This is a genomic window from Hymenobacter siberiensis (genome assembly GCF_018967845.1).
Classification (GTDB): domain Bacteria; phylum Bacteroidota; class Bacteroidia; order Cytophagales; family Hymenobacteraceae; genus Hymenobacter; species Hymenobacter siberiensis.
The window spans coordinates 3,367,800-3,388,713 of sequence record NZ_JAHLZZ010000001.1; the positions used below are offsets into that span (position 1 = coordinate 3,367,800).

Genomic DNA, 20,914 nt, shown 5'->3' on the forward strand with positions numbered 1-20,914 from the left:
TCACTCCGTTATATCCCCCATCCGTTGAAAACCATCATCCCGCTAGGCAAACTCATCGCCGTGGGCGGCAACGAGGACAAGGGCACGTACCCCAACCCTCGAACCCGCCGCAAGTATTACCTCAACTTTTTCGAGTTGGGCATCCTAAAGCGGATTGTGCTCGAAAGCGGCAAAACCGACCCGCGCATCGAAGTCATCACCACCGCCTCCATGATTCCGGAGGAAGTAGGCCCGATTTATATCGGCTCCTTCGCCATGCTTAACTGCCTGAACGTCGGCATCATGGACATTCGCACGCCCGAAGATGCCCGCCAGCCCGAGTTTCTGGAGCGCCTGATGGCCGCCGATGTGGTCATGTTTTCGGGCGGCAACCAGTCGCGCCTGCGGGAGATGTTCGGCGAAACCGACTTTCTCGACCGCATGACGCAGCGCTACTACGCCGAGCCGAATTTCGTGATTGCCGGCACCAGTGCCGGGGCCGTGGCCATGTCGCATTCCATGATTCGGGGCGGCTCGGTGCCCGATGCCCTGCTGAAAGGAGCCGTGAAAATGGGCGTTGGCCTGAGTCTGCTACCCGCCGCCATCATCGACTCACACTTTGTGAAGCGCGGCCGCTTTGGCCGGCTCATCGAGGCGGTAGCGCTGCACCCCAAGCTCATCGGCATTGGACTGGGCGAGGACACCGGCGTGCTCATCACCCAAGGCAATCTGGTCGAAACCATTGGCTCTAACCTCGTTATCATCCTCGACGGCCATAATATCCAGCACAACAACGCCGCCGCCGCCAAAAAAGGCACGGTGCTTTCCATCGAAAACGTGACCATGCACATCCTAGCCAAGGGCAATGTATACGACATGCGGGAGCGGAAATTCTATCCCAGCAAAGACGTATTGGCCCCTGTCATAACCCCAAGCGTGGCCATTGATGTTTCGCCCGGCAAATAAAACCTGACGGTATTTTACTAAAGGAAGCCCGCTCATTATGTAAATGAGCGGGCTTTTTTGTTCCCGTTGCAGCACTTTTGCCGTACGCAGGTTTAGCTATTATCACTTCGCGAAGCCGAATTCACCACTTCCTCTCAACCCAACATCAACCGTATATGAACTACCGCAAGCTTGGTAAAACCGAATTTTCCGTTTCTGAAATCAGCCTGGGCACCTGGCAGGTGGGCGGCAAGTGGGGCGACCCATTCAGCCACGCCAACGCCGATAAAATCCTTAATGCTGCCGTCGATGCCGGCATCAACTTCATCGACACGGCCGATGTGTACGGCGACGGCGAGAGCGAAAAAGCTGTGGGCCGGCTGGTCCGCTCCCGCTCCGAGCGCATTTTTGTGGCCACGAAGTGCGGCCGGCGCCTGCAGCCCCACACGGCCGAGGCCTACCAGCCCGCCGTGCTCCGCCGGTTTGTGGAAGACAGCCTGCGCAACATGCAGCTGGAAACCATCGACTTAATCCAATTACATTGCCCGCCCACCGAGGTGTACTACCGCCCCGAGATTTTTGGGGAGTTTGACCGTCTGCGCGAGGAAGGCAAAATCCGACACCTTGGCGTGAGCATCGAGAAAGTGGAAGAAGGCCTGAAAGCCATCGAATTTCCCAACGTGACTACGGTGCAGTTGATTTTCAACCTGTTCCGCCAGCGGCCGCCGGAGCTGCTGTTCAAAGAAGCTGCCCGGCGCAACATTGGTCTGATTGTGCGGGTGCCCCTGGCCAGCGGCCTGCTCACCGGCAAGTTTTCGCCGCAAACCCATTTCGCGGCCGACGACCACCGCAATTTCAACCGACACGGCGAGGCCTTCGACAAAGGCGAAACCTTCGCCGGCGTGGATTACGAAACCGGCCTGGCTGCCGTGGAAGAATTGAAACGTGTTTTCGGGCCTCAAATGCCCCTCGCCGCCCAGGCCCTGCGCTGGATTCTGATGTTCGAGGAAGTGAGCTGCGTTATCCCCGGCGCTTCCCGCCCCGAACAGATTCTCTCGAACCTGCAAGCCGCCGACCTGCTCGCGCTATCGCCGGAGCAGATACAGGCCGTGCGGGATATCTACAACGAGCGGATTCGACCGCTGGTGCATTACAGCTGGTAAGATTATTCTCTCAGAAAAAAGAACGTCATGCTGAGCGCAGCCGAAGCATGACGTTCTTTTTATGCTCCCAGCACTCGGGCTACTCCTTATAGATAGCCACCTGCGCTTTGCCGCCCTCCACGCGGCTGGCGCGGTACATACCTTCCGAATTGAAAGGCAGGGTGATATTCCCGGCCGCGTCCACGGCAATCAGCCCGCCTTCGCCACCCACGGGGGCCAGCTTGTCCTGCACCACGATACGGGCCGCCTCTTCCAGAGATAATTCCTTGTATTCCATTAAACAAGCTATATCGTAAGCCGCCACGGCCCGGATAAAATACTCCCCGTTACCGGTGCAGCTGATGGCGCAGCGGGCATCGGCCCAGGTGCCGGCTCCGATGAGCGGCGTGTCGCCGATGCGGGAGTAGCGCTTGTTGGTCATGCCGCCGGTGCTGGTGGCAGCGGCCAAGTGGCCATGCTGGTCGCGGGCCACGGCTCCTACGGTGCCCTTTTTCCAGTTTGGGTCGGCGGCGTGGTCTAGCTGCATTTTGCCCGAGGCAATGGCATCCTGGAGCTGGTCGAAGCGCTTTTGGGTGAAGAAATACTCCACCGGTTGCAGTGGCAGGCCGTGCTCGCGGGCCAGCTCGTCGGCGCCGGGGTAGCTTAGCAGTACGTGCTCGGTGTGCTCCATCACGAGGCGGGCGGCCCGGATGGGGTTTTGTACCTGGCGCACGCCGGCCACGGCTCCGGCCAGCTTGTTGTGGCCGCTCATGAGGGCGGCGTCCATTTCGTGGTGGCCGTCGTGGGTGAACACGGCCCCGCGCCCGGCGTTGAACAGGGGGCAGTCTTCGAGGCTGCGCACGGCCGCTTCTACGGCATCGAGGGCGGCGGCGCCTTCGCGGAGCAGCTCATAGCCGGTGCTGAGGGCCGCTTCGAGGGCTGCGCGGTAGAGCTGTTCATCGGCGGGAGAAAGCGAGGCGCGGGCAATGGTACCGGCACCGCCGTGGATGGCAAGGGCGAACATATATATAAGGAGTAAAAAAGCCCGAAAGAAATCAGGAGAAAAGCGTCCGCAAAGGTAGCCGGAGGGAACGGCGAAGGGGCCGCTTGCGTTTTTTTTCGTAGGTTTGATGTTCAAGTCTACAAATCAAAAAACACCCCATTTTTATGGCATACGACGTAACCGGCCGGCTGCACGAAATATTTGACGAACAGCAGGTAAGCGAAAAGTTTCGCAAGCGCGAGTTCGTGCTGGAAGTCCAGGACGGCCAGTATCCCGAGCATATTAAGTTTCAGATGGTTCAGGACAAAACCAGCCTCATCGACCCTTTCAAAATGGGCGACGAAGTGAAGGTGACCTTCAACCTGCGCGGCCGTGGCTTCAACAAAAATGGCCAGATGCTGTACTTCACCAATCTGGAGGCCTGGAAAATTGAGCCCGCCGGCGCTGCCAACTACGGTGGTGGTGGTGGCCAGCAGCAAGCGGCTCCCCGCCCCGCTGCTGCTCAGAACCAGAACCCCACGCTGCGCGCCCAGCCCTCGGCCGCACCCATCGCCAGCGACGACGACAACGACCTGCCCTTCTAGTTAGCTGTTAGCTGTTAGCTGTTAGCTGTTAGCTGTTAGCTGTTAGCTGAAGAAAGAAAAATGCCGCTCCTGATAATCAGGAGCGGCATTTTTTGTGTCTGTTTTTTCGTATGATTAGGCTATGGATATACACGAGCTGATAGCGCGGGGCGAGGGCGAGGAGCTAGAATTCAAGCAAAAAACCACACACCCGCACCGCATTTCGCGCACTTTGGTTTCGCTGGCCAACACGCGGGGCGGGCAGGTGCTGGTGGGCGTCGATGATGCCGGCCGCATTTTGGGCGTGCGCGATGCCGAGGAAGAATTATTTGTGCTGCGCGAAGCGGCGGAGCACTATGTCGAGCCGCCGCTGACCACCCTTCGCTACCAGGAAATTGAGGAAGACGGCCGCACGGTGCTCATCGTGACCGTACCCGAGAGTGCTCAAAAGCCCCACCGCGCCCAGGTAGCACCCAACGACTGGCGCGGCTTTGTGCGCGTGCGCGATGCCAGCGTGCAAACCAGCGGCCTCACCGAGAAAGTGCTGGAACGCCAGCAGCCCGAATCCCGCTTCGAGCAAATCCCACTCAACAAGCAGGAGCTGGCCGTTATCGACTACCTAAAGTCCCACCCCCGCATCACCTTGGCCCAGTTCATGAAATTGGTAAATTTTGGCAAGCGCCGCGCCTACCAAACCCTAATAAAGCTGGTGCTCCACGGCTACATCCGCCACCACGACAAGGAGAAGGAACCATACTACACTGCCTGAACTACAGGTTTTATGGTCTTTCAGGTAGTTGCAAGGCCTGAGTGTCTCATTCTGGCGAGCGCCTCACCCCCTGCCCCCAGAGCCATTAAGTTCTACTGTCGTCGCCCCCCTCTCCAAAAAAGAGAGAGGACACCGGCCCTGCTAATGCCGCCTCCCCTCTCCTTTTCGGCAAGGGAGCCGAGGGATAAGGCGTATAGTCGCGCGGTTTGTACAAAGCATTTTATACGACTACTTAAAACAGAACAGCCTGCTCGATGAGCAGGCTGTTCTGTTTTGGAAACTATTCCTGCTTGCGGGCGCGGGCTACTTTTTTCTCGTCTTTTTCCGCCTTTTTTTCTTTGGTGGTTTTTACGGGTTCTTTCTTTTTCTCTTTGCGAGCATCTTGCGCTTTGGCCATTATTGAAAAGAAGTTTAGGTGAGGGATTAGGTTTCGGTGGTTTCAACGCACGGCCGGGCCGCTGTGTTGTAAGGGGCGAAGGTAGAAACTTTACCGAAAAGCCGCTACAAAATGGGCAAATACCACTCGCGGATGATGTTGAGATGGTGCCGCTCGTGGCCGGGCACAATAAAGAGCAACGCCCGCACCGTGTTGGGGCCGCCGTTGGCCGTGCCTCGCCGGTCGAGCTGCTCTTCGGTGAACGTATCGAACAAAGCTACCGTAGCGGCGCGGGTGGCATCGTACTCGGCCAGCAGGCTGGCAATGGAGCGGGCATTGGCCCCGCTGTGCGCCACGTAGTCATCCTGCTCGAAACCGAGCAGATCCTGGCCATCGCCGCGGGCGAAGCGCATGGCGCGGTAGGTGAATACCCGCTCAGAATCAATCTGATGCAGCAGCATTTCCTTCAGGCTCCACTTGCCGGGAGCATAGGCTTTTTCGGCCTGCTCTTCGCTCAGACCCGCAAATACGGCGCGGATTTCGGCGGGTTGGGAGCGCAATACCTCGCGCGGGTCGGCATCGGCCGGTACCAGGTTAATATAGCCGGCGGCGTACGGCAAGAAGTCGCCATCGATAGGACGAGTCAGGGACATAGAATTAAAAATTAGGTGATTATCAAGGACTAACGCAGCCGGATGGTGTTGCCCGGCGGCACTTTCAGCATCCGGCAGCAGCAGCAGCGCGGCAACCGGCGCGACCGGCAAAGCCGACGGCAGCAGAATGGCCGGGGCCAGGTGCGGGTCGAGCTGCAGGCGCACTATCGGCAATGGAGCGGGCAACGTGACGGGGCCTTCCGCCGCCCCAAATGCCCAAATCAGGAAATCGGGCATCACCCGGCCCCAAGTATCGGGGTGGTGGTGGCCGCCTTCTACCTGCACGTAGCGCAGGGCATTTTGCACATCTAAGCCACAGGCAATCAATGCTTCCACCAAATCGAGGCAATCCTCAATCGAGTCGATGACGCCGTTTTCATTGCGGTCGCCGCGCTCGTCGAGCGTGCCCACCTGCAGCCAGAAACGATGGTTGGGATGCAGGCTGCCGGCCCGCACCAAGCCGTGCATAATGCGGTCGGCGGGCGTGTAGCCGGCCCCCACGGCCCGCTGCCGCCACCAGAACGAGCCCGAAAATGCCCCGGCCCGCGCAAACGCCTCCGGGTGGTGCCATACCAAATCGAACGCCGATAATCCGCCGAGTGAAAACCCCGCCATTACCGCCTCATCCGGGTTGGCCGAAGCCTGGTAATGCGCTTGGGCAAAGGGCAATAGCTCTTCGAGCACAAACTGGGCATACACGCCGGCCAGACTGCCCCGACCGTTGAAATCGGGATAACCGGCCGTGCCGTACTCCTGCACCCGCAGCTCGTTGGCGTGCACGCCTACTAGTATAAAGGGCCGCACCGCCCCCCGGGCATACAGCGCATCGAGCGTGGCTTGCAGGTGCAGCCGCTCAAAATCCTGCCCATCGTTGAGGTACAGCACCGGGTAACGAGCCGGCACGGCCAGGTCCGCCGGGGGCAACAGAATACTCAGCTCGACCTCACGCGCCAGAAAGCTGGACGCCAGCACTTCCCGGCAAAGGCGGGTGCCAACGGATGACATGACGGGGCTGATTGGGTCTGCGAGCATCAAACAAAGTAACGCTACCCGGCTGGAATGCGCTTCGGAATCAAATTAAAACCGGATAAATGCAGCCGGTCCATGATTTCTTCACTAGTTTGCCGCACCGCTCCACAACTAATTCTCCGCCCCCCCCTTCCCCCCACCCCGTGCAGGAACAACATCGCCGCTTTTATTCGCATCACCTCGGCCAGGACATCGATATGCTGGTTTTCGGCACCTGGGGCTACCCGGTGGTCATCTTCCCAACCTCCGGCGGCCGCGAGTATGAGGCCCGCGACTTCAAGCTCATCGAGGCGGTGCGCCCGCTGATAGATGCCGGACGAGTTAAGCTGTTCTGCATCAACAGCATCGACCAGCACTCCTGGTATGCCAAGCACTTGGAGCCCCGCATCCGGATTCAGAACCACGTTTTTTACGACCAGTTTCTGAGCGAGGAGCTCGTGCCAATGCTCCAGCAGGAGTGCAACGTTGACAAAATTGCCGTGGCAGGCTGCAGCTTCGGCGGCTTCCACGCGCTCAATTTTGCCTTCCGCCACCCCGACCAAGTGGCCCACTTATTCACGATGGGCGCGGCCTTCGACATCCGTCAGTTTATGGACGGCTACCACGACGACAACGTATACTACAACAACCCGCCCGAGTACCTGCCCGGGGCCTACAACGAGCATTTCCAGTGGATGAACATCATTCTGGGCACTGCCGAGCATGACTTCTGCAAGGAATCCAACTTCCAGATGGCCCGCCTGCTCAGCGAAAAAGGCATTCATTATACCCTGGATGTGAAGCCGTTCGGCAACCACGACTGGCCCGTATGGCGCGAAATGTTCCCCCAATACCTCGCCACCATCGGCTAAGCCGCTTCCTAATCCGTACCCCCTACTGCCCCACAAACACCTCTTTACCCATGAAAAAAATTGGCATCCTCTTCGGACAAGAAAATACTTTCCCCCAGGCCTTCGTCGACCGCGTGAATGAGAAAGCCGTGGACGGCATTACGGCCGAGTTTGTGAACATTGAGCAAGTGGAGCAGGCCGTGCCCTGCGGCTACGACGTCATCATCGACCGGATTTCGCAGGACGTTCCATTCTACCGCGCCTACCTGAAAAACGCCGCCCTGACCGGCACGGCCGTTATCAACAACGCCTTCTGGTGGAGCGCCGACGAAAAGTTTTTCAACAACGCCCTGGCCGTGCAGCTGGGCGTGCCAGTACCCAAAACGCTGCTGCTGCCCAGCAAGGCCCGCCCCGACGACACCTCCGAAAACTCGTTTCGCAACTTGTCCATGTTCAACTGGGAGCGGGCGTTCGAGCGCATTGGCTTCCCGGCTTTTATGAAGCCTCATTCCGGCGGCGGCTGGAAAAGCGTGTATAAAGTAGACAACCCCGAGGAAGCCTGGCGCGCCTACGATGAAACCGGCCAGCTGGTGATGCTCTACCAGGAAGCCATTGAGTTTGACGACTACTTCCGGTGCTACTGCCTGGGCGGCAAGCATGTGCTCATTATGCCCTACGAGCCGCGCAACGCGCCCCACCAGCGCTACCAAACCACGATGAAAACCCAGGGCGAAGCCGGCCAGCAGCTCCTCGATACCATTAAGGACTACACCCTGCGGCTGTGCCAGGGCCTGGGCTACGACTTCAACACGGTGGAATTTGCCGTGCGCGACGGGGTGCCCATAGCCATCGACTTCGGCAACCCCGCCCCCGATGCCGATGTAAACTCCGTTGGTGCTGAAAACTTTGAGTGGGTGGTAGAGCACGCGGCCCAGCTGGCCATTGAGCGCGCCCAGGCCAACCAGGCCGGTAAAACCAACCTCACCTGGGGCAGCTTTGTGCACGATTCGGTGGGTGCTTTCCCAAAGAAATCCGCCAGCAAAGCCGACATGCCGGTAGGCAGCGCCGTGAACGAAACCAACGACCTGGGTGCCACCGGCGCCCCCAAGCCCGCCGCCAAAAAAGTCGCGCCAAAAAAAGCAGCCAGCGCTCCCCGGCCCGAGCCGCCCATCGGCGAAGTACCCGTAAAAGCCCCGGCCGCTAAGAAAGCCGCCACGCCCAAAGCGCCGGCCGCCAAAAAAGCTGCACCCACGAAGGCCAAATAGCCTTTTTAAGCATCGCCGTACCTATCTGCGTCATCCCGACGTGATGGGTACGGCGGCGCTTATCCTTTTCGATTTTATTCGTCCCGTCCATGCCAACTCCCGTGTTTACCCTCGGCATCGAGGAAGAATTTCAGACCATCGACCCGGAAACCCGGGAGCTTCGCTCACACCTCTCACAAATCGTTGAAAACGGCAAAATCACGCTCCATGAGCAAGTGAAGGCCGAAATGCACGAGTCTGTGGTGGAAGTGGGCACCAATATCTGCCAGAATATCGGCGAGGCGCGCACCGAAGTGCTGCATCTGCGCCGCCAGGTAATTGAGCTGGCCGACCGGCAGGGCCTGAAAATTGGGGCGGCCGGCACGCACCCATTTTCGCGCTGGCAGGACCAGCCCATCACGCCCGATGTGCGCTACGACAAAATTGTGGAGGAATTGCAGGAAGCTGCGCGCTCCAATCTCGTTTTTGGCATGCACGTCCACGTCGGCATCGAAAACAGGGAAATGGGCGTGTACATGATGAATACGCTGCGGTATTTCCTGCCGCACCTGTTTGCACTCAGCACCAACTCTCCTTTCTGGGAAGGCCGCGAAACTGGTTATAAATCATTCAGAACCAAGGTTTTCGAACGTTTTCCGCGCACGGGTATCCCGGGCTTTTTCCACAGCGCCAGCGACTACGACGAGTTTATCGCGCTGCTGATAAAAACTGGCTGCATCGACAACGGTAAGAAAATATGGTGGGACGTGCGCCTGCACCCCTTCTTCGACACCATCGAGTACCGCATCTGCGACATGATGATGCGCGCCGATGAAACCATCGCCGTAGCCGCTATTATGCAGGCGCTGGTAGCCAAAATCTATAAGCTCAAAACCCAGAACCTGAATTTTCGCGTTTACCGGAGCGCCCTTATCAAGGAAAATAAGTGGCGCGCCGCCCGCTATGGACTCGATGGCAACATGATTGATTTCGGCATTCAGGAGGAGGTGCCTACCCGCAAGCTTATTTTGGAGCTACTCGACTTCATCGACGATGTGGTGGACGACCTCGGGAGCCGCCACGAAGTAGAATACGTGCTGAAAATGATGGAAATGGGTACTGGCGCCGACCGTCAGCTCAAGGTTTTCCGCGAAACCGGCGACCTAACCAAGGTAGTCGACTATATTCTGGCCGAAACCACATTCGGCCTGTAGCGGAATTATCTTTGCCTTCGCAACGCCAGCCTCCCGGTTGGCGTTGTTTATTTTACGCCTGGCTCCGGCTTGGCTTTTTTCTATTTTTTGGCCATAACAGCCTATTCATCAAGTAATATATGAAAGCTATTCGCATTGCTATTTTAGATATGTATGACAACGCGCGCAACGAAGGCATGCGCTGCATCCGGCAGCTACTGGCCCGTAGCGCTGAAGAAAACGGGGCCCGGTTTCGCGTCGACACCTTTAATGTACGGGCCGAAAATGAGCTACCCGGCCTGGATTACGACATTTACGTTTCGAGCGGTGGCCCCGGCAGTCCACTCCCCTCCGGTGAGCTGTGGGAACCCCGTTATTTTCGATTAATTGACGCGATACTTGCTCATAATAAAACCAGTGAGCAGAAGAAACACTTGCTACTGATTTGCCACTCGTTTCAGCTGGTGAGCCGCCACCTGGGCGTGGGCACTATTAGCCGACGCAAATCCACCTCGTTTGGCGTGCTGCCGGTGCATTTCACTCCGGCCGGCAAGGCAGAGCCCACCCTACGCGGACTAGCCGACCCATTTTACGTGGTCGATTCGCGCGATTATCAATTGGCAGACCTTAATACGCAACGCATCGAGGAATTAGGAGCCAAAATTTTGTGCTTAGAAAAAGAGCGCCCCCATGTGCCGCTGGCCCGCGCCGTAATGGCCATTCGCTTCACGCCGGAAGTACTAGGCACCCAGTTCCACCCCGAGGCCGATGGCGAGGGCATGCTGCGCTACATGCTCACTGATGAGCGCAAACACCAGGTAATCACCACATACGGCGAAGCCAAATACCACGAAATGGTGCGCCTGCTAGCCGACCCGGACACGATTGAATACACCGAGTCCATCATCCTGCCTACTTTTTTACGGCGCGCATTAGCTCAGCTAGGCCAACTCACTGCCGCTTAACTCCTGCCTGTATTCAGCCGCTCCCTGCCTTATGATTCCTGAGTACCGCCACCGCTACAACGCCGCTTTCACCCCCGCGAAATACCAGGAAATGCTGGCCGATATCGACCAGAAATTTCCCGGGCAATTAGAATTTCGGGTGGCCGAAACACCGGTATTTATCCCGGCTGATTTGCGTGATAAATTAATTGCGGCCGGCAGCTCAATTATTGATGTTATTCAGCAGGGTAATTTCAAAGAATTAACTGAAGCGGCTATTCCAGCACACCAGCGCGTGCCCGGCAACGAAGGCCGGCCGGATTTTTTAACGTTTGATTTTGCCGTGTGCCGAAATGCAAACGGCGAGCTGGAACCCCAGCTTATCGAGATGCAGGGCTTTCCTTCTCTCTATGCCTTTCAGTCATGGTTACCAGGCATTTTTGAGCGGCATTTCCCTATTCCCAGCTCCGTTTCGGCTTTTATAAATTCTCCGAATGCAGTAGATTACCGGGAAGAGATGCGGCGCTTTTTACTGGGTGATGAAGCGCCGGAAAACGTCATTCTACTGGAAATATATCCGGACACACAAAAAACCCGAATTGACTTTATTTTGACGAAAGAATTCTGGGGAATTAATATCGTTTGTCTCACCAAAATTCGTAAAAATGGTCGTCAATTATTCTATGAAAAAGATGGCCGACAAATTCCAATTAAGCGTATTTACAACCGCGTTATTTTTGACGAGTTAGCGCGGTACCCGGATTTACCCGGCGAGTTTCACCTCACCGATGAGGTGGACGTAACCTGGGTGGGCCATCCCAACTGGTTTTTTCGCGTGAGCAAATACACGCTGCCGCTGCTCAGCGGGCCGTTTGTGCCGCCCAGCTATTACCTGCACGAATTAACTGCTTATCCGGAAGACCTGGAAAACTACGTGCTCAAGCCACTCTTTTCTTTTGCGGGAGCCGGCGTGCGGCTGCACGTCACGGCCGCCGACCTGGATGCCATCACGAACAAGGAAAACTATTTATTGCAGCGCAAAGTGCAATACGAGCCCGCAGTACAATCACCTGACGGCCTGGTGAAAAGCGAAATTCGCTTGCTTTATATCTGGCACCCTGACCAGGCACGGCCGACACTACTTTGTGGCCTGAGCCGCCTGAGCCGGGGCGAGATGATTGGCGTCGATTTCAATAAGAACAAGGATTGGGTAGGCGGCACTACGCCCCTGTTTGAGCGCTAAGACCACAGGTGTGGGGGGAAGCCGGCGAAAAAAACGAGGGGCCATTGCGCGTAAAGCCCGCCCAAAACCCCTTCACCCGCATTGCTATGCCCATGTCTCCGCTGGCCGAAAAAGGCCTCAAAATTTCTAAAAATGCACTTTTCAACGTCTTCATTGTTCGCGCGACCAAGCTCCTGGGTAAGCCGTTCAAGGTAGTTACCATCCTGAATGAAACGGCTGACAAGCTGGCCAGTAAGGATAATAAGGACAACAAGTTCAAGCAGCTGTTCGACGTGGCCCTGACGCTGGTGCGGCTGGTGCGCGCCTTCATCAGCGGTGAGTACCGGGACATTTCTACCAACACCGTTATTTCGGGCCTGGCCGTGCTGCTTTATGTGCTGTCGCCCATCGACTTAGTTCCCGATTTCATTCCGGTTATCGGCTTTCTTGATGATTTGAGCCTGATAAGCTGGTTTTTAGGTAAGTTTCAGGGCGAAATCACCCGTTTCCGCGAGTGGGAGCAAACCGGGCACCGCGCCGCCGTTGCCACCACTGGCCCCGATGAAGCCGCCGAGCCTGCCCAGGGCGACCAGACCCAGGCCAGCGTAGCCGAGCTCGGGCATTCGTAAATTACGCGTTGCTATTGGAGCCTCAGCTTCGGCTGGGGCTTTTTTTGTTGCTCCGCTCACCAAGCCGACTGTTTTTACTGCTGCCCACCCCAGCCAGATTCCGGCCGCCCGCTTCTCTTTATTTTTAGCGAGACTCGCCCTCCGCCACTGTGGCGTTTCGCTTGTTTGTATGCCAACTTTCGTTGTTTCCCTCCGCCTGCCCGATGTTTTTAAGGAGGAGTTTATTGCCGTTATTCCACGCCACCGCGATTTCATTAATCGGCTGCTGAACGAGAAAATTGTGGAATCCTACGCCATTAGCAGCGACCGGAGTCGGGGCTGGGTCACCATGAACGGAGCTGATGCCGCCGCTGTTCAGGCCCTTGTCGAACAGTTTCCACTCTATCGTTTTCTGCGTGGCGTGGAAATTGATGAGCTGTTTATCTTCGACAGCGCGGCCTCGCGCTTTCCCCATATCAATCTCAATTAATTCCCGGCTTTTGCTCCGCAATTCTGGGGCAGCCGGCCGCTAACGCTAACCCTTTTTATGCCCGCTTTTTCCATCACTGCTTCTACTGCGCTGCGCTTTGCTATTCCGGGAGGCCTGTTGGCTTTAATGGCCGCCACCGCTCCCACCGACGCGCCCGCCATCACTACGGAGCAGCTTGCCACGCGCATGAACTCGGCCATCGAAAGCCTGAAATACCTGCGCTGCACCGTGAAGGCGCAGGAGCGCATAGACGGCAGCATCCACCAGGCGCGCAGCATCATGAAGCTGACTTACAACCCCTTGCGCATTTACATTAAAAATCAAAAGGGTGTCGAAGTGCTTTGGCTGGCGGGCCAGAACGGGGGCGATGCCTGGGTAAACCCGGCATCTTTCCCCTACGTCACCCTCAGCCTGGACCCCAATGGCAAGCTCATGCGCGGTGCCCAGCACCACACGGCATTGCAGGCTGGTTTCGGCACTATTTCGGACTTGCTGCGCTCCACCGCCCTGCGCCAGGATAATTCCTACAGCCGCTCGTTCCGCTACGTGGGCGACACTACGCTGCAGGGCCGTACCAACCACGTGCTTCGCTCCGACTACCCGCAATACCGTTATGTGAGCTACAAAGCCGGCAAGAACGAAACAATTGGCACTGTCGCTGAGCGGTTTAGCTGCGGCGAGTTCCGCGTCATCGAGCGCAACGGCCTGAGCATCGGCGATAAAATCCCCGAAGGCAAAGTGCTGCAAGTGCCTAATTCCTACGGCCGCCGCACCACGCTCTGCGTCGACCCTAAAACGTTCCTCCCCACCATGGTGCAGGTGAATGACGAAAAAGGCTTGTTTGAGAAGTTTGAATTCTCCGATGTAATCCCCAATCAGCCCATTCCACTGGATGAATTCAGCAAAGATTACAAAGGCTACAAACTATAGACCACGGATGAGCACGGATTTTAGCGGATTTCACGAATTTTGTGGACGGCGTTGGATTCTTAAGGAAAAGGAAAAAGGCTTGCCAGTAGGCAAGCCTTTTTCCTTTTATGCCAGCCAATTATGCCAGCCTATAACGAACTATGAGTACGTCCACAAAATTCGTGAAATCCGCTAAAATCCGCGTAATCCGTGATTTAGCGGCGCATGGTTTTTTCGATGGTATCCCACATATCGGGCGTCAGCATTTCGAGCTTATTGAATTCGCCCGCACCGTTCAGCCACTCGCCGCCGTCAATGGTCACCACTTCGCCATTCACATAGGCCGAGAAATCCGACACTAAGTAGGCCGCCAGGTTGGCCAGCTCCTGGTACTGGCCCACGCGCTTGAGCGGTACGCTGGCGGCAGGGTCCAGCTTACTGGCCAGCGGCTCGGGGAAAAGGCGGCTCCAGGCACCCTCCGTCGGGAATGGGCCGGGCGCAATGGCGTTGGAGCGAATGCCGTACTTGGCCCATTCGACTGCTAATGAGCGCGTCATGGCCAGCACGCCGGCCTTGGCCGTAGCCGAGGGCACCACAAAGGCCGAACCTACCGAGGCATAGGTAGTCACGATATTGAGGATGGTGCCGGGCTTCTTATCAGCAATCCAACGCTTGCCCACGGCCAGCGTGCAGTTGTAGGAGCCGCGCAGTACAATGTCCACAATCACATCGAACGCCTTGTGGCTCAGGCGCTCGGTGGGGCTGATGAAATTGCCGGCCGCGTTGTTCAGCAGCACATCTACACCGCCAAATTCCTGAATGGTACGCGCCAGCATGGCTTCCACTTCGTCGTACTTGCGCACGTCGCAGGCAATGGCCAGCACCTTGCCCCCGGTTTGCTGGCGAAGCTCGTCGGCCGTTTTTTCCAGCACGTCCAGCTTGCGGCTGGTAATGGTGACGTTGGCCCCCAGCTGGAGGAAATAGGTGGTCATGGCCCGGCCCAGGCCAGTGCCGCCGCCAGTTACGATGATGGTTTTGCCAGCCAGGGCGTTATCGCGCAGCATGGGCTGGGTGTAGGGTGCATCCATTCGAGTGAAAGTCAATAAGGGTGGGAATGCGGGTCGGTCCGCCGCCCGAAGGTACTAAGCTGCTGGTGCGAATATTAACCAAGCTCGGCTCAGGAGCCAGAATATTTATTTTCATTGCCGAATATAGTGTTTCGCATTTTTTTCCCACCTTCGCAGCTTGAAGGCATTAAAAGGCACTGACACTGCATGACTAGTTCCAATTCCTGGGGCTCCACTAGCCCGGCTTCGGGAGCGGGGCTCCCTACAGTATTAGTGCTGGGCTGCGGCTGGCTGGGCATGGCCCTGGCCCGGCAGCTGGCGACCTCGGGCCACCCCGTGCTTGGCACCACCACCACCCCCGACACCCTGCCGCTGATGGCTGCCGCCGGCATAGAAGGCCATTTGCTGCGGCTTGGGTCTGATTTTGGCGCGCCAACCGAAGCCCTCCTGCACCGCCTGCTCAGCGCTGCCGATGTGCTGGTGCTGAACGTGCCGCCCCGCGCCGCCGCTGCCGGGGCCTACCCCACCCTACTACGACCCATTCACCGAGCCGTGGCCGCCGCCGGCACGCCGCACGTATTATTTGTAAGCTCGACGGGCGTGTATCCAAACGAGCCCCGCCTCATGCGCGAAGCCGATGCCATCAGCACTCGCGACGCGGCTTCGGATGTGTTGCGGGCCGAAGGTCATTTCGTGCCGCGCTACAGCCAGTGGAAAAGCACCGTGGTGCGGCTGGGTGGCCTTATTGGTCCGGAGCGTGCCCCCGGCCGCTTCCTGGCGGGCCGCCAGGACCTCGAACAAGGCAATGCGCCCGTCAACCTCGTGCACCTGACTGATGTAGTGGGCGTGCTGTCCTGCATCATCGAGCGTGGGACCTGGGGCCACACCTTCAACGTGTGCGCCGACCAGCACCCGCGCCGGCGCGACTTCTACCCCGCTGCCGCACAGTTTCTTAACCTGGCCGCACCAACCTTCAAGGACGAGCAGGGCGTGAGCGGCAAAACCATTGACAGCAGTCTGGTGCGCAGCATCGTGCCCTACCAGTTCAAGCACGATGATGTGCTGGCGGCGCTGGCGTACTGCTAGATTTGGTATAGCATTAGCTTGTGCGGCGGTGGACGTTCCGGCGTGTAGCACAAGCTAACGCTTAATGCTACATGCCGGCCGTACCTTTGTCCCGTGAAAAAAGATGCTGCCCAACCCCTCGTGGCCGTACTCGGCGGCGGAGCGGCCGGCTTTTTTGGTGCCATTGCCTGCGCCGAAGCCAACCCTGACATAGCTGTCATTTTATTGGAAAAGACGGGGAAGCTCCTCGCCAAAGTGCGTGTTTCGGGCGGTGGCCGCTGCAACGTGACCCACGCCTGCGACACGCCCGCGCAGCTGGTGGCGCACTACCCGCGCGGCAGCAGACAGCTCAAGGCTGCCTTTCAGCAATTTGGCGTGGCCGAAACCATCGCCTGGTTTGCCAAACGCGGCGTGGCGCTGAAAACGGAAGCCGACGGCCGCATGTTCCCCACCACCGATTCGAGCGAAACCATTGCCCGCGCCCTGGAGGAGGCTGCCCGCCAGGCCGGCGTCCGCATCGTGACCAATGCCAGCGTCGATGAAATACTGCCCTTGGCGCAGGGTGGTTTCAACCTGAGAATCAGCGGTTCGGGTACTGCGCAGCTGGGCGCATCGTTGCAGGTTTCGCAGCTGCTCATCGCCACCGGGGGCAACCCCAAATCGGCTAACTACGACTGGCTGCGCGCCCTCGGCCATCACATTGCCGCGCCGGTGCCCTCGCTATTCACCTTCAACGTGCCCAATTCGCCCCTGAGCGAGCTGATGGGTGTGAGCGTGCCCCAAGCCCGCGTGGTGCTGGCCGGCGAAAAGCTCCAGTACGAAGGCCCACTGCTGGTCACGCACTGGGGCGTGAGCGGTCCGGCCGTGCTCAAGCTCTCGGCTTGGGGTGCGCGCCGCCTCAGCGAGCTTGGCTACGTGGGCACCGCCCTTATCAACTGGATACCAGCCTTTAGCGAAGAAACTCTGCGCCCCTGGCTGCAACAGTTCCGGCAGGACAATGGCCGGAAAACAGTAGCCAGCAACCCGCAATTCGGCCTACCGCAGCGCCTATGGCGCAACCTGACCGAGCAAGCCGGCATCACCGCCGAAATTCGCTGGAGCGACCTGCCCGCCAAGGCCCAGAACCGTCTGCTTGAATTATTGCTCCGAATGCCGCTAGCCGTGCGCGGCAAAACCACTTATAAAGAGGAATTTGTGACCTGCGGCGGCATCGTGCTCGATGAAGTCGACCTAAAAACCATGCAGAGCCGCCGCGTACCCGGCCTATATTTTGCCGGCGAGGTACTCGATATTGATGGCATTACCGGCGGCTTCAACTTTCAGGCGGCCTGGACTACTGGCTTTTTAGCCGGACGAGCTATGGCCAAACCGTTGGCCGTGGTAGTGTAACCTTACGAGCGGGCAGGCAGTAAAGATATTCATAATCTTTCACCTCAAATTCACCTTTCCTCATGGAAGCCAAAGCCACCCAAGCCCTGCTCAACGAATTGGTTGAAACCCTCAAAGACGGTCAGAAAGGCTACGCCGAAGCCATGGTCGATGTGCAAGATGCCGACCTGAAGGACACGTTCAAGCATTTTGCCGCCCAGCGCTCGAGCTACCTTAATGAAATTGAGGACCAAATGTTCAAGCTGGACCTCAAGCCCGACACCAATGAAGGTGCCCAGGGCTCCATCACCGGTGCCGTGCACCGCGCCTGGATTGACCTGAAATCGGCCGTAACCGGCAAAGACCGTCACAGCATTCTCGTCGAGTGCGAGCGCGGCGAAGACTACGCCAAGAAAGCTTACCAAACCGCGCTGAAGGCCGATGGCCTACCAGCTACCCTGAAATCGGTCATCGAAAAGCAGTACCAGGGTGTGGTTGAAGGCCACGACAAAATCAAAGCCCTGCGTGATGCGTCGAAATAAGGACCGCAGATTTTAACGGATTGGACGGATAAGAACGGATTCAAATTGTTCTTTTCAAAAGGTCCTTATAATTGCTCCGAATAAATGAAAAAAGGCCCCTCGAATAATCGAGGGGCCTTTTTTATAGCACTGACGTTAACAATACAGGTATCCTAACTATCACCAACAAACAATAAACATATAACGAACAACTACCTAAACTGGTGGATATCGGCCGGGTTGCAATAACCCGACCGAATCCGTACTTGTCCGACTGATTCTTTAGAATCTGCAGTCTTTATTCGTCGAAGCTCTCGTTGCGGGGAGTACGGGGTGCCGGACGGGTATCATACTCGCGGGGCGTACCGTAGCTCGGCTTGTTGCCATAGCTGGGCTTGTCGCCGTAGCTGGCTTTGTTGCCGTAGGCCGGCTTGTTACCGTAGCTGCTGCCGCCTTCGCGACGCTCGCCACCGCCGTAGCTGGGCTTGTTGCCGTAGCCGCTGCCACCGTCGCGGTTGCCTTTGTAGCCACCACCGTAGCCGCTGCCACCTTCGCGACGCTCGCCACCGCCGAAGCTGCCACCACCACGGTTACCGCCTTTGTAGCCGCCGCCGTAGCCGCTGCCACCCTCACGACGCTCACCGCCGTTGAAGGGACGACGCTCGCGGTCGCCGCCGAAGCCGCCGGGACCACCCGTGCCGCCCGTGCGGTTGAAACCTTCCTCTTTAGCGGCGCCTTCCTGCACGGGAGTAGCGATGCTGAAGCTAACCGGAGTGCCCTGGATGCTGGTGCGGCCCAGTTTACCCACAATCTCATCGGCGTATTCCGACGGTACTTCCACGAAGCTGAACTTGTCGTAGAGGGCGATATCGCCTACTTTGGCACCGGTCAGGTTGCTCGATTCCGAAATCAGGTCCACGATGTCGCGGGGGTGAATCCGGTCTTTCTTGCCCATCGTCACGAACAGGCGGGTGTAGCCGGGGCGCGCCTGGCCGGCGGCCTTGCTGGCGTCGAGGCTCTGCTGAGCACTCTTATCCTCCTTCATGGTCATTTTCAGCAGCGCGGCGGCGATGTCGAGCGAAGTGATTTCCTCGCTCTGGTCGAGCAGACGCTGCACGCGGCCCACGTACTTCTCCAGGTTACCTTTCTCCACGATTTCCTTAATCTGGTTCAGGAACAGCGTGGTTTTCACTTCCGAAACATCGGCAAACGACGGCACCTGCGCCAACTTGATGTCGGCCTTGGTGAAGCGCATGATGTCGCGCAGCTTGTAAATGTCGCGGCCGCTCACGAACGTGAAGGCTTTGCCCGACTTGCCAGCGCGGCCCGTGCGGCCAATGCGGTGTACGTAATATTCTTCGTCGGCCGGCAGGTCGTAGTTGAATACGGCTTCCACGTTATCTACGTCGATGCCGCGGGCGGCTACGTCGGTCGCAACCAGCACTTCGATGGTCGACTTGCGGAATTTATCGAGCGTGTTCTGGCGCTGCTGCTGGCCCATGTCGCCGTGCAGACCTTCGGCGAAGTAGCCTTTGGCTTGCAGGTCGGCCACAATTTCGTCCACCATCCGCTTCGTGTTAGCGAAAACGATGGTCGACTTCAGGTTGTACATGTCGAGGATGCGGGTCAGGACGTCCTTTTTCTGGGGACCGCGCACCTCGAAGTAGCTCTGCTCGATGTTGGTCACCGTCATCGTCTTATGGTTCACCTTCACTACCTGCGGGTCGCGCTGGTACTTCTTGGTGAGCTCCATGATGGGCTTGCTCATCGTGGCCGAGAAGAACACCGTCTGGCGCTCCTTGGGCATCTTGCTCAGGATGAACTCGATGTCGTCTCGGAAGCCCATGTCGAGCATTTCGTCGGCTTCATCCAGAATGATTTTGGTGGTGTTTTCCAGCTTCAGGGTGCCACGCTCGATGTGGTCCATGATGCGGCCGGGCGTGCCGATAACAATCTGCACACCACGCTCCAGGGCGCGGAGCTGACGGTCGTAGGGGCTGCCGCCGTAGATGGGCACCACCATCAGGCCACGCTTATACTTGCCCAGCTTCTGGATTTCGCCCGAAACCTGCACCGCGAGTTCGCGGGTGGGGCAGAGCACCAATACCTGCACGTCTTTGCTCTCGGTATCGATATTATCGATGGCGGGAATGGAGAAGGCAGCGGTTTTGCCGGTACCCGTCTGGGCCTGGCCGATAACGTCTTTGCCAGCGAGCAGCACGGGAATAGCAGCGGCCTGAATGGCCGAAGCTTCCTCGTAGCCCATCTCGGTGATGGCGCGTTGTACTTCCTCAGAGAGGTTCAGTTCGTCAAAGCGAACTACAATTTTTTCAGCTTCCATGATTGGAGTTGATAAGGGGGGGGGGAAAAAAGAGACTCAGCTCTGAAAACAGCCGTACTCAGCGACGTTTCCCCTCCTTCTACCTTGTCACAATCAGGCGGGAAAAAACAACCAAAAAACTACGCGGCCAATGCGTTAGCGCCTCTCTCGGGCTTGCGCGGACTTGGGCCATCCTCAAATGCGGGTGCAAAGGTAGGATTTATTTTTTGGAAAAGCTAGACAATAGCTGAAATGAATTTTAGAACCCCTGTTGGAACGTCATGCTGAGCGTAGCCGAAGCATCTCGCGTGCCGCCACTAATCCTTTTAACGATTGAGTCACTACCACACGCGAGATGCTTCGGCTACGCTCAGCATGACGTTCTGGATTTGTTCAATGTCACCAAACGGGCATAAAAAAAGCCCGCCAGGAGGCGGGCTTTCTTATTAAGAACAAAGCTAGGACAGGACTAAACCAGCGTCACTTTCACAGCGTTCGGGCCTTTTTTGCCCTGAGCCACTTCGAATTGAACTTTGTCATTTTCGCGAATCGAGCTTACTTGCAAGTCGCTGATGTGTACGAAAATGTCATCGCCAGTTTCGTCGTTTTTGATGAAACCAAAGCCTTTGGTCTCATTAAAGAATTTTACCGTTCCGGTGGGCATGGTGGTTGTG

At 57.5% G+C, this 20,914-nt stretch carries 20 protein-coding genes; 15 read left to right on the forward strand and 5 right to left on the reverse strand.

What is annotated here, in order from left to right; translation table 11 throughout:
* The first annotated feature begins 24 nt into the window (after positions 1-24).
* A complete protein-coding gene (locus tag KQ661_RS14645) occupies positions 25-945 on the forward strand; it encodes a cyanophycinase (RefSeq protein WP_216727353.1) in 921 nt (306 codons plus the stop codon).
* Between the two features lie 155 nt (positions 946-1,100).
* Positions 1,101-2,087: an aldo/keto reductase gene (locus tag KQ661_RS14650; RefSeq protein WP_216689063.1), complete on the forward strand. Its 987-nt coding sequence runs from the start codon at positions 1,101-1,103 to the stop codon at positions 2,085-2,087.
* A 79-nt stretch (positions 2,088-2,166) separates the two neighbouring features.
* Here the strand turns inward: KQ661_RS14650 and KQ661_RS14655 are convergent, their stop codons facing one another.
* Positions 2,167-3,090 carry an isoaspartyl peptidase/L-asparaginase family protein gene (locus KQ661_RS14655; RefSeq protein WP_216689064.1) on the reverse strand — a complete coding sequence of 308 codons (924 nt, stop codon included), beginning with the start codon at positions 3,088-3,090 and terminating at the stop codon, positions 2,167-2,169.
* Between the two features lie 143 nt (positions 3,091-3,233).
* On the opposite strand from KQ661_RS14655, the gene KQ661_RS14660 reads away from it, so the two are divergent.
* Positions 3,234-3,653, forward strand: a complete 420-nt coding sequence (locus KQ661_RS14660) for a DUF3127 domain-containing protein (RefSeq protein WP_168673046.1) — start codon at positions 3,234-3,236, stop codon at positions 3,651-3,653.
* Between the two features lie 121 nt (positions 3,654-3,774).
* Entirely contained in the window at positions 3,775-4,401 is a 627-nt protein-coding gene (locus KQ661_RS14665; RefSeq protein ID WP_216689065.1) for an AlbA family DNA-binding domain-containing protein, read from the forward strand.
* A 501-nt stretch (positions 4,402-4,902) separates the two neighbouring features.
* Here KQ661_RS14665 and KQ661_RS22245 read toward each other — a convergent pair.
* Entirely contained in the window at positions 4,903-6,435 is a 1,533-nt protein-coding gene (locus KQ661_RS22245) for an alpha/beta hydrolase-fold protein (RefSeq protein ID WP_226929907.1), read from the reverse strand.
* 167 nt (positions 6,436-6,602) lie between these two features.
* On the opposite strand from KQ661_RS22245, the gene KQ661_RS14680 reads away from it, so the two are divergent.
* The 8 genes from KQ661_RS14680 to KQ661_RS14715 all read left to right on the forward strand — a co-directional run bounded on the left by KQ661_RS14680 (position 6,603) and on the right by KQ661_RS14715 (position 13,920).
* The gene (locus KQ661_RS14680) at positions 6,603-7,310 is read left to right on the forward strand and encodes an esterase family protein (RefSeq protein ID WP_216689066.1); all 708 of its coding nucleotides are present in this window, start codon (positions 6,603-6,605) and stop codon (positions 7,308-7,310) included.
* 50 nt (positions 7,311-7,360) lie between these two features.
* Positions 7,361-8,554 carry an ATP-grasp domain-containing protein gene (locus KQ661_RS14685; protein WP_216689067.1) on the forward strand — a complete coding sequence of 398 codons (1,194 nt, stop codon included), beginning with the start codon at positions 7,361-7,363 and terminating at the stop codon, positions 8,552-8,554.
* Between the two features lie 89 nt (positions 8,555-8,643).
* Complete coding sequence (locus tag KQ661_RS14690) at positions 8,644-9,747, forward strand: carboxylate-amine ligase (RefSeq protein WP_216689068.1); 1,104 nt, start codon at positions 8,644-8,646, stop codon at positions 9,745-9,747.
* Between the two features lie 119 nt (positions 9,748-9,866).
* On the forward strand, positions 9,867-10,691 hold the full coding sequence (locus KQ661_RS14695) for a type 1 glutamine amidotransferase (RefSeq protein ID WP_216727354.1): 825 nt from the start codon (positions 9,867-9,869) through the stop codon (positions 10,689-10,691).
* 31 nt (positions 10,692-10,722) lie between these two features.
* Positions 10,723-11,913: a hypothetical protein gene (locus KQ661_RS14700; RefSeq protein WP_216727355.1), complete on the forward strand. Its 1,191-nt coding sequence runs from the start codon at positions 10,723-10,725 to the stop codon at positions 11,911-11,913.
* 92 nt (positions 11,914-12,005) lie between these two features.
* Complete coding sequence (locus KQ661_RS23095) at positions 12,006-12,521, forward strand: YkvA family protein (protein WP_394369627.1); 516 nt, start codon at positions 12,006-12,008, stop codon at positions 12,519-12,521.
* Between the two features lie 169 nt (positions 12,522-12,690).
* Positions 12,691-12,990 carry a YciI family protein gene (locus KQ661_RS14710; RefSeq protein WP_216727357.1) on the forward strand — a complete coding sequence of 100 codons (300 nt, stop codon included), beginning with the start codon at positions 12,691-12,693 and terminating at the stop codon, positions 12,988-12,990.
* Positions 12,991-13,047: 57 nt separating this feature from the next.
* A complete protein-coding gene (locus KQ661_RS14715; RefSeq protein ID WP_216689073.1) occupies positions 13,048-13,920 on the forward strand; it encodes a DUF1571 domain-containing protein in 873 nt (290 codons plus the stop codon).
* A gap of 194 nt (positions 13,921-14,114) precedes the next feature.
* On the opposite strand, the gene KQ661_RS14720 is transcribed toward KQ661_RS14715, so the two are convergent.
* Positions 14,115-14,987 carry an SDR family oxidoreductase gene (locus KQ661_RS14720; protein ID WP_168673036.1) on the reverse strand — a complete coding sequence of 291 codons (873 nt, stop codon included), beginning with the start codon at positions 14,985-14,987 and terminating at the stop codon, positions 14,115-14,117.
* A 186-nt stretch (positions 14,988-15,173) separates the two neighbouring features.
* On the opposite strand from KQ661_RS14720, the gene KQ661_RS14725 reads away from it, so the two are divergent.
* The 3 genes from KQ661_RS14725 to KQ661_RS14735 all read left to right on the forward strand — a co-directional run bounded on the left by KQ661_RS14725 (position 15,174) and on the right by KQ661_RS14735 (position 17,941).
* Positions 15,174-16,052: a Rossmann-fold NAD(P)-binding domain-containing protein gene (locus KQ661_RS14725; RefSeq protein ID WP_216689074.1), complete on the forward strand. Its 879-nt coding sequence runs from the start codon at positions 15,174-15,176 to the stop codon at positions 16,050-16,052.
* A 93-nt stretch (positions 16,053-16,145) separates the two neighbouring features.
* Entirely contained in the window at positions 16,146-17,420 is a 1,275-nt protein-coding gene (locus KQ661_RS14730; RefSeq protein WP_317196118.1) for a BaiN/RdsA family NAD(P)/FAD-dependent oxidoreductase, read from the forward strand.
* A 62-nt stretch (positions 17,421-17,482) separates the two neighbouring features.
* Positions 17,483-17,941: a PA2169 family four-helix-bundle protein gene (locus KQ661_RS14735; protein WP_216689075.1), complete on the forward strand. Its 459-nt coding sequence runs from the start codon at positions 17,483-17,485 to the stop codon at positions 17,939-17,941.
* 277 nt (positions 17,942-18,218) lie between these two features.
* Here the strand turns inward: KQ661_RS14735 and KQ661_RS14740 are convergent, their stop codons facing one another.
* Both KQ661_RS14740 and KQ661_RS14745 read right to left on the reverse strand, forming a co-directional pair.
* Complete coding sequence (locus KQ661_RS14740; protein WP_216689076.1) at positions 18,219-20,261, reverse strand: DEAD/DEAH box helicase; 2,043 nt, start codon at positions 20,259-20,261, stop codon at positions 18,219-18,221.
* Between the two features lie 448 nt (positions 20,262-20,709).
* The gene (locus KQ661_RS14745; protein ID WP_168673032.1) at positions 20,710-20,904 is read right to left on the reverse strand and encodes a cold-shock protein; all 195 of its coding nucleotides are present in this window, start codon (positions 20,902-20,904) and stop codon (positions 20,710-20,712) included.
* Positions 20,905-20,914 lie beyond the last annotated feature (10 nt).

Bases quoted from the DNA above. Each gene is read 5' to 3' on its own strand.
- KQ661_RS14650 (WP_216689063.1), top strand. From the start codon at position 1,101: ATGAACTACCGCAAGCTTGGTAAAACCGAATTTTCCGTTTCTGAAATC.
- KQ661_RS14655 (WP_216689064.1), bottom strand. From the start codon at position 3,090: ATGTTCGCCCTTGCCATCCACGGCGGTGCCGGTACCATTGCCCGCGCC.
- KQ661_RS14660 (WP_168673046.1), top strand. From the start codon at position 3,234: ATGGCATACGACGTAACCGGCCGGCTGCACGAAATATTTGACGAACAG.
- KQ661_RS14665 (WP_216689065.1), top strand. From the start codon at position 3,775: ATGGATATACACGAGCTGATAGCGCGGGGCGAGGGCGAGGAGCTAGAA.
- KQ661_RS22245 (WP_226929907.1), bottom strand. From the start codon at position 6,435: ATGTCATCCGTTGGCACCCGCCTTTGCCGGGAAGTGCTGGCGTCCAGC.
- KQ661_RS14685 (WP_216689067.1), top strand. From the start codon at position 7,361: ATGAAAAAAATTGGCATCCTCTTCGGACAAGAAAATACTTTCCCCCAG.
- KQ661_RS14690 (WP_216689068.1), top strand. From the start codon at position 8,644: ATGCCAACTCCCGTGTTTACCCTCGGCATCGAGGAAGAATTTCAGACC.
- KQ661_RS14695 (WP_216727354.1), top strand. From the start codon at position 9,867: ATGAAAGCTATTCGCATTGCTATTTTAGATATGTATGACAACGCGCGC.
- KQ661_RS14700 (WP_216727355.1), top strand. From the start codon at position 10,723: ATGATTCCTGAGTACCGCCACCGCTACAACGCCGCTTTCACCCCCGCG.
- KQ661_RS23095 (WP_394369627.1), top strand. From the start codon at position 12,006: ATGTCTCCGCTGGCCGAAAAAGGCCTCAAAATTTCTAAAAATGCACTT.
- KQ661_RS14710 (WP_216727357.1), top strand. From the start codon at position 12,691: ATGCCAACTTTCGTTGTTTCCCTCCGCCTGCCCGATGTTTTTAAGGAG.
- KQ661_RS14715 (WP_216689073.1), top strand. From the start codon at position 13,048: ATGCCCGCTTTTTCCATCACTGCTTCTACTGCGCTGCGCTTTGCTATT.
- KQ661_RS14720 (WP_168673036.1), bottom strand. From the start codon at position 14,987: ATGGATGCACCCTACACCCAGCCCATGCTGCGCGATAACGCCCTGGCT.
- KQ661_RS14725 (WP_216689074.1), top strand. From the start codon at position 15,174: ATGACTAGTTCCAATTCCTGGGGCTCCACTAGCCCGGCTTCGGGAGCG.
- KQ661_RS14735 (WP_216689075.1), top strand. From the start codon at position 17,483: ATGGAAGCCAAAGCCACCCAAGCCCTGCTCAACGAATTGGTTGAAACC.
- KQ661_RS14740 (WP_216689076.1), bottom strand. From the start codon at position 20,261: ATGGAAGCTGAAAAAATTGTAGTTCGCTTTGACGAACTGAACCTCTCT.
- KQ661_RS14745 (WP_168673032.1), bottom strand. From the start codon at position 20,904: ATGCCCACCGGAACGGTAAAATTCTTTAATGAGACCAAAGGCTTTGGT.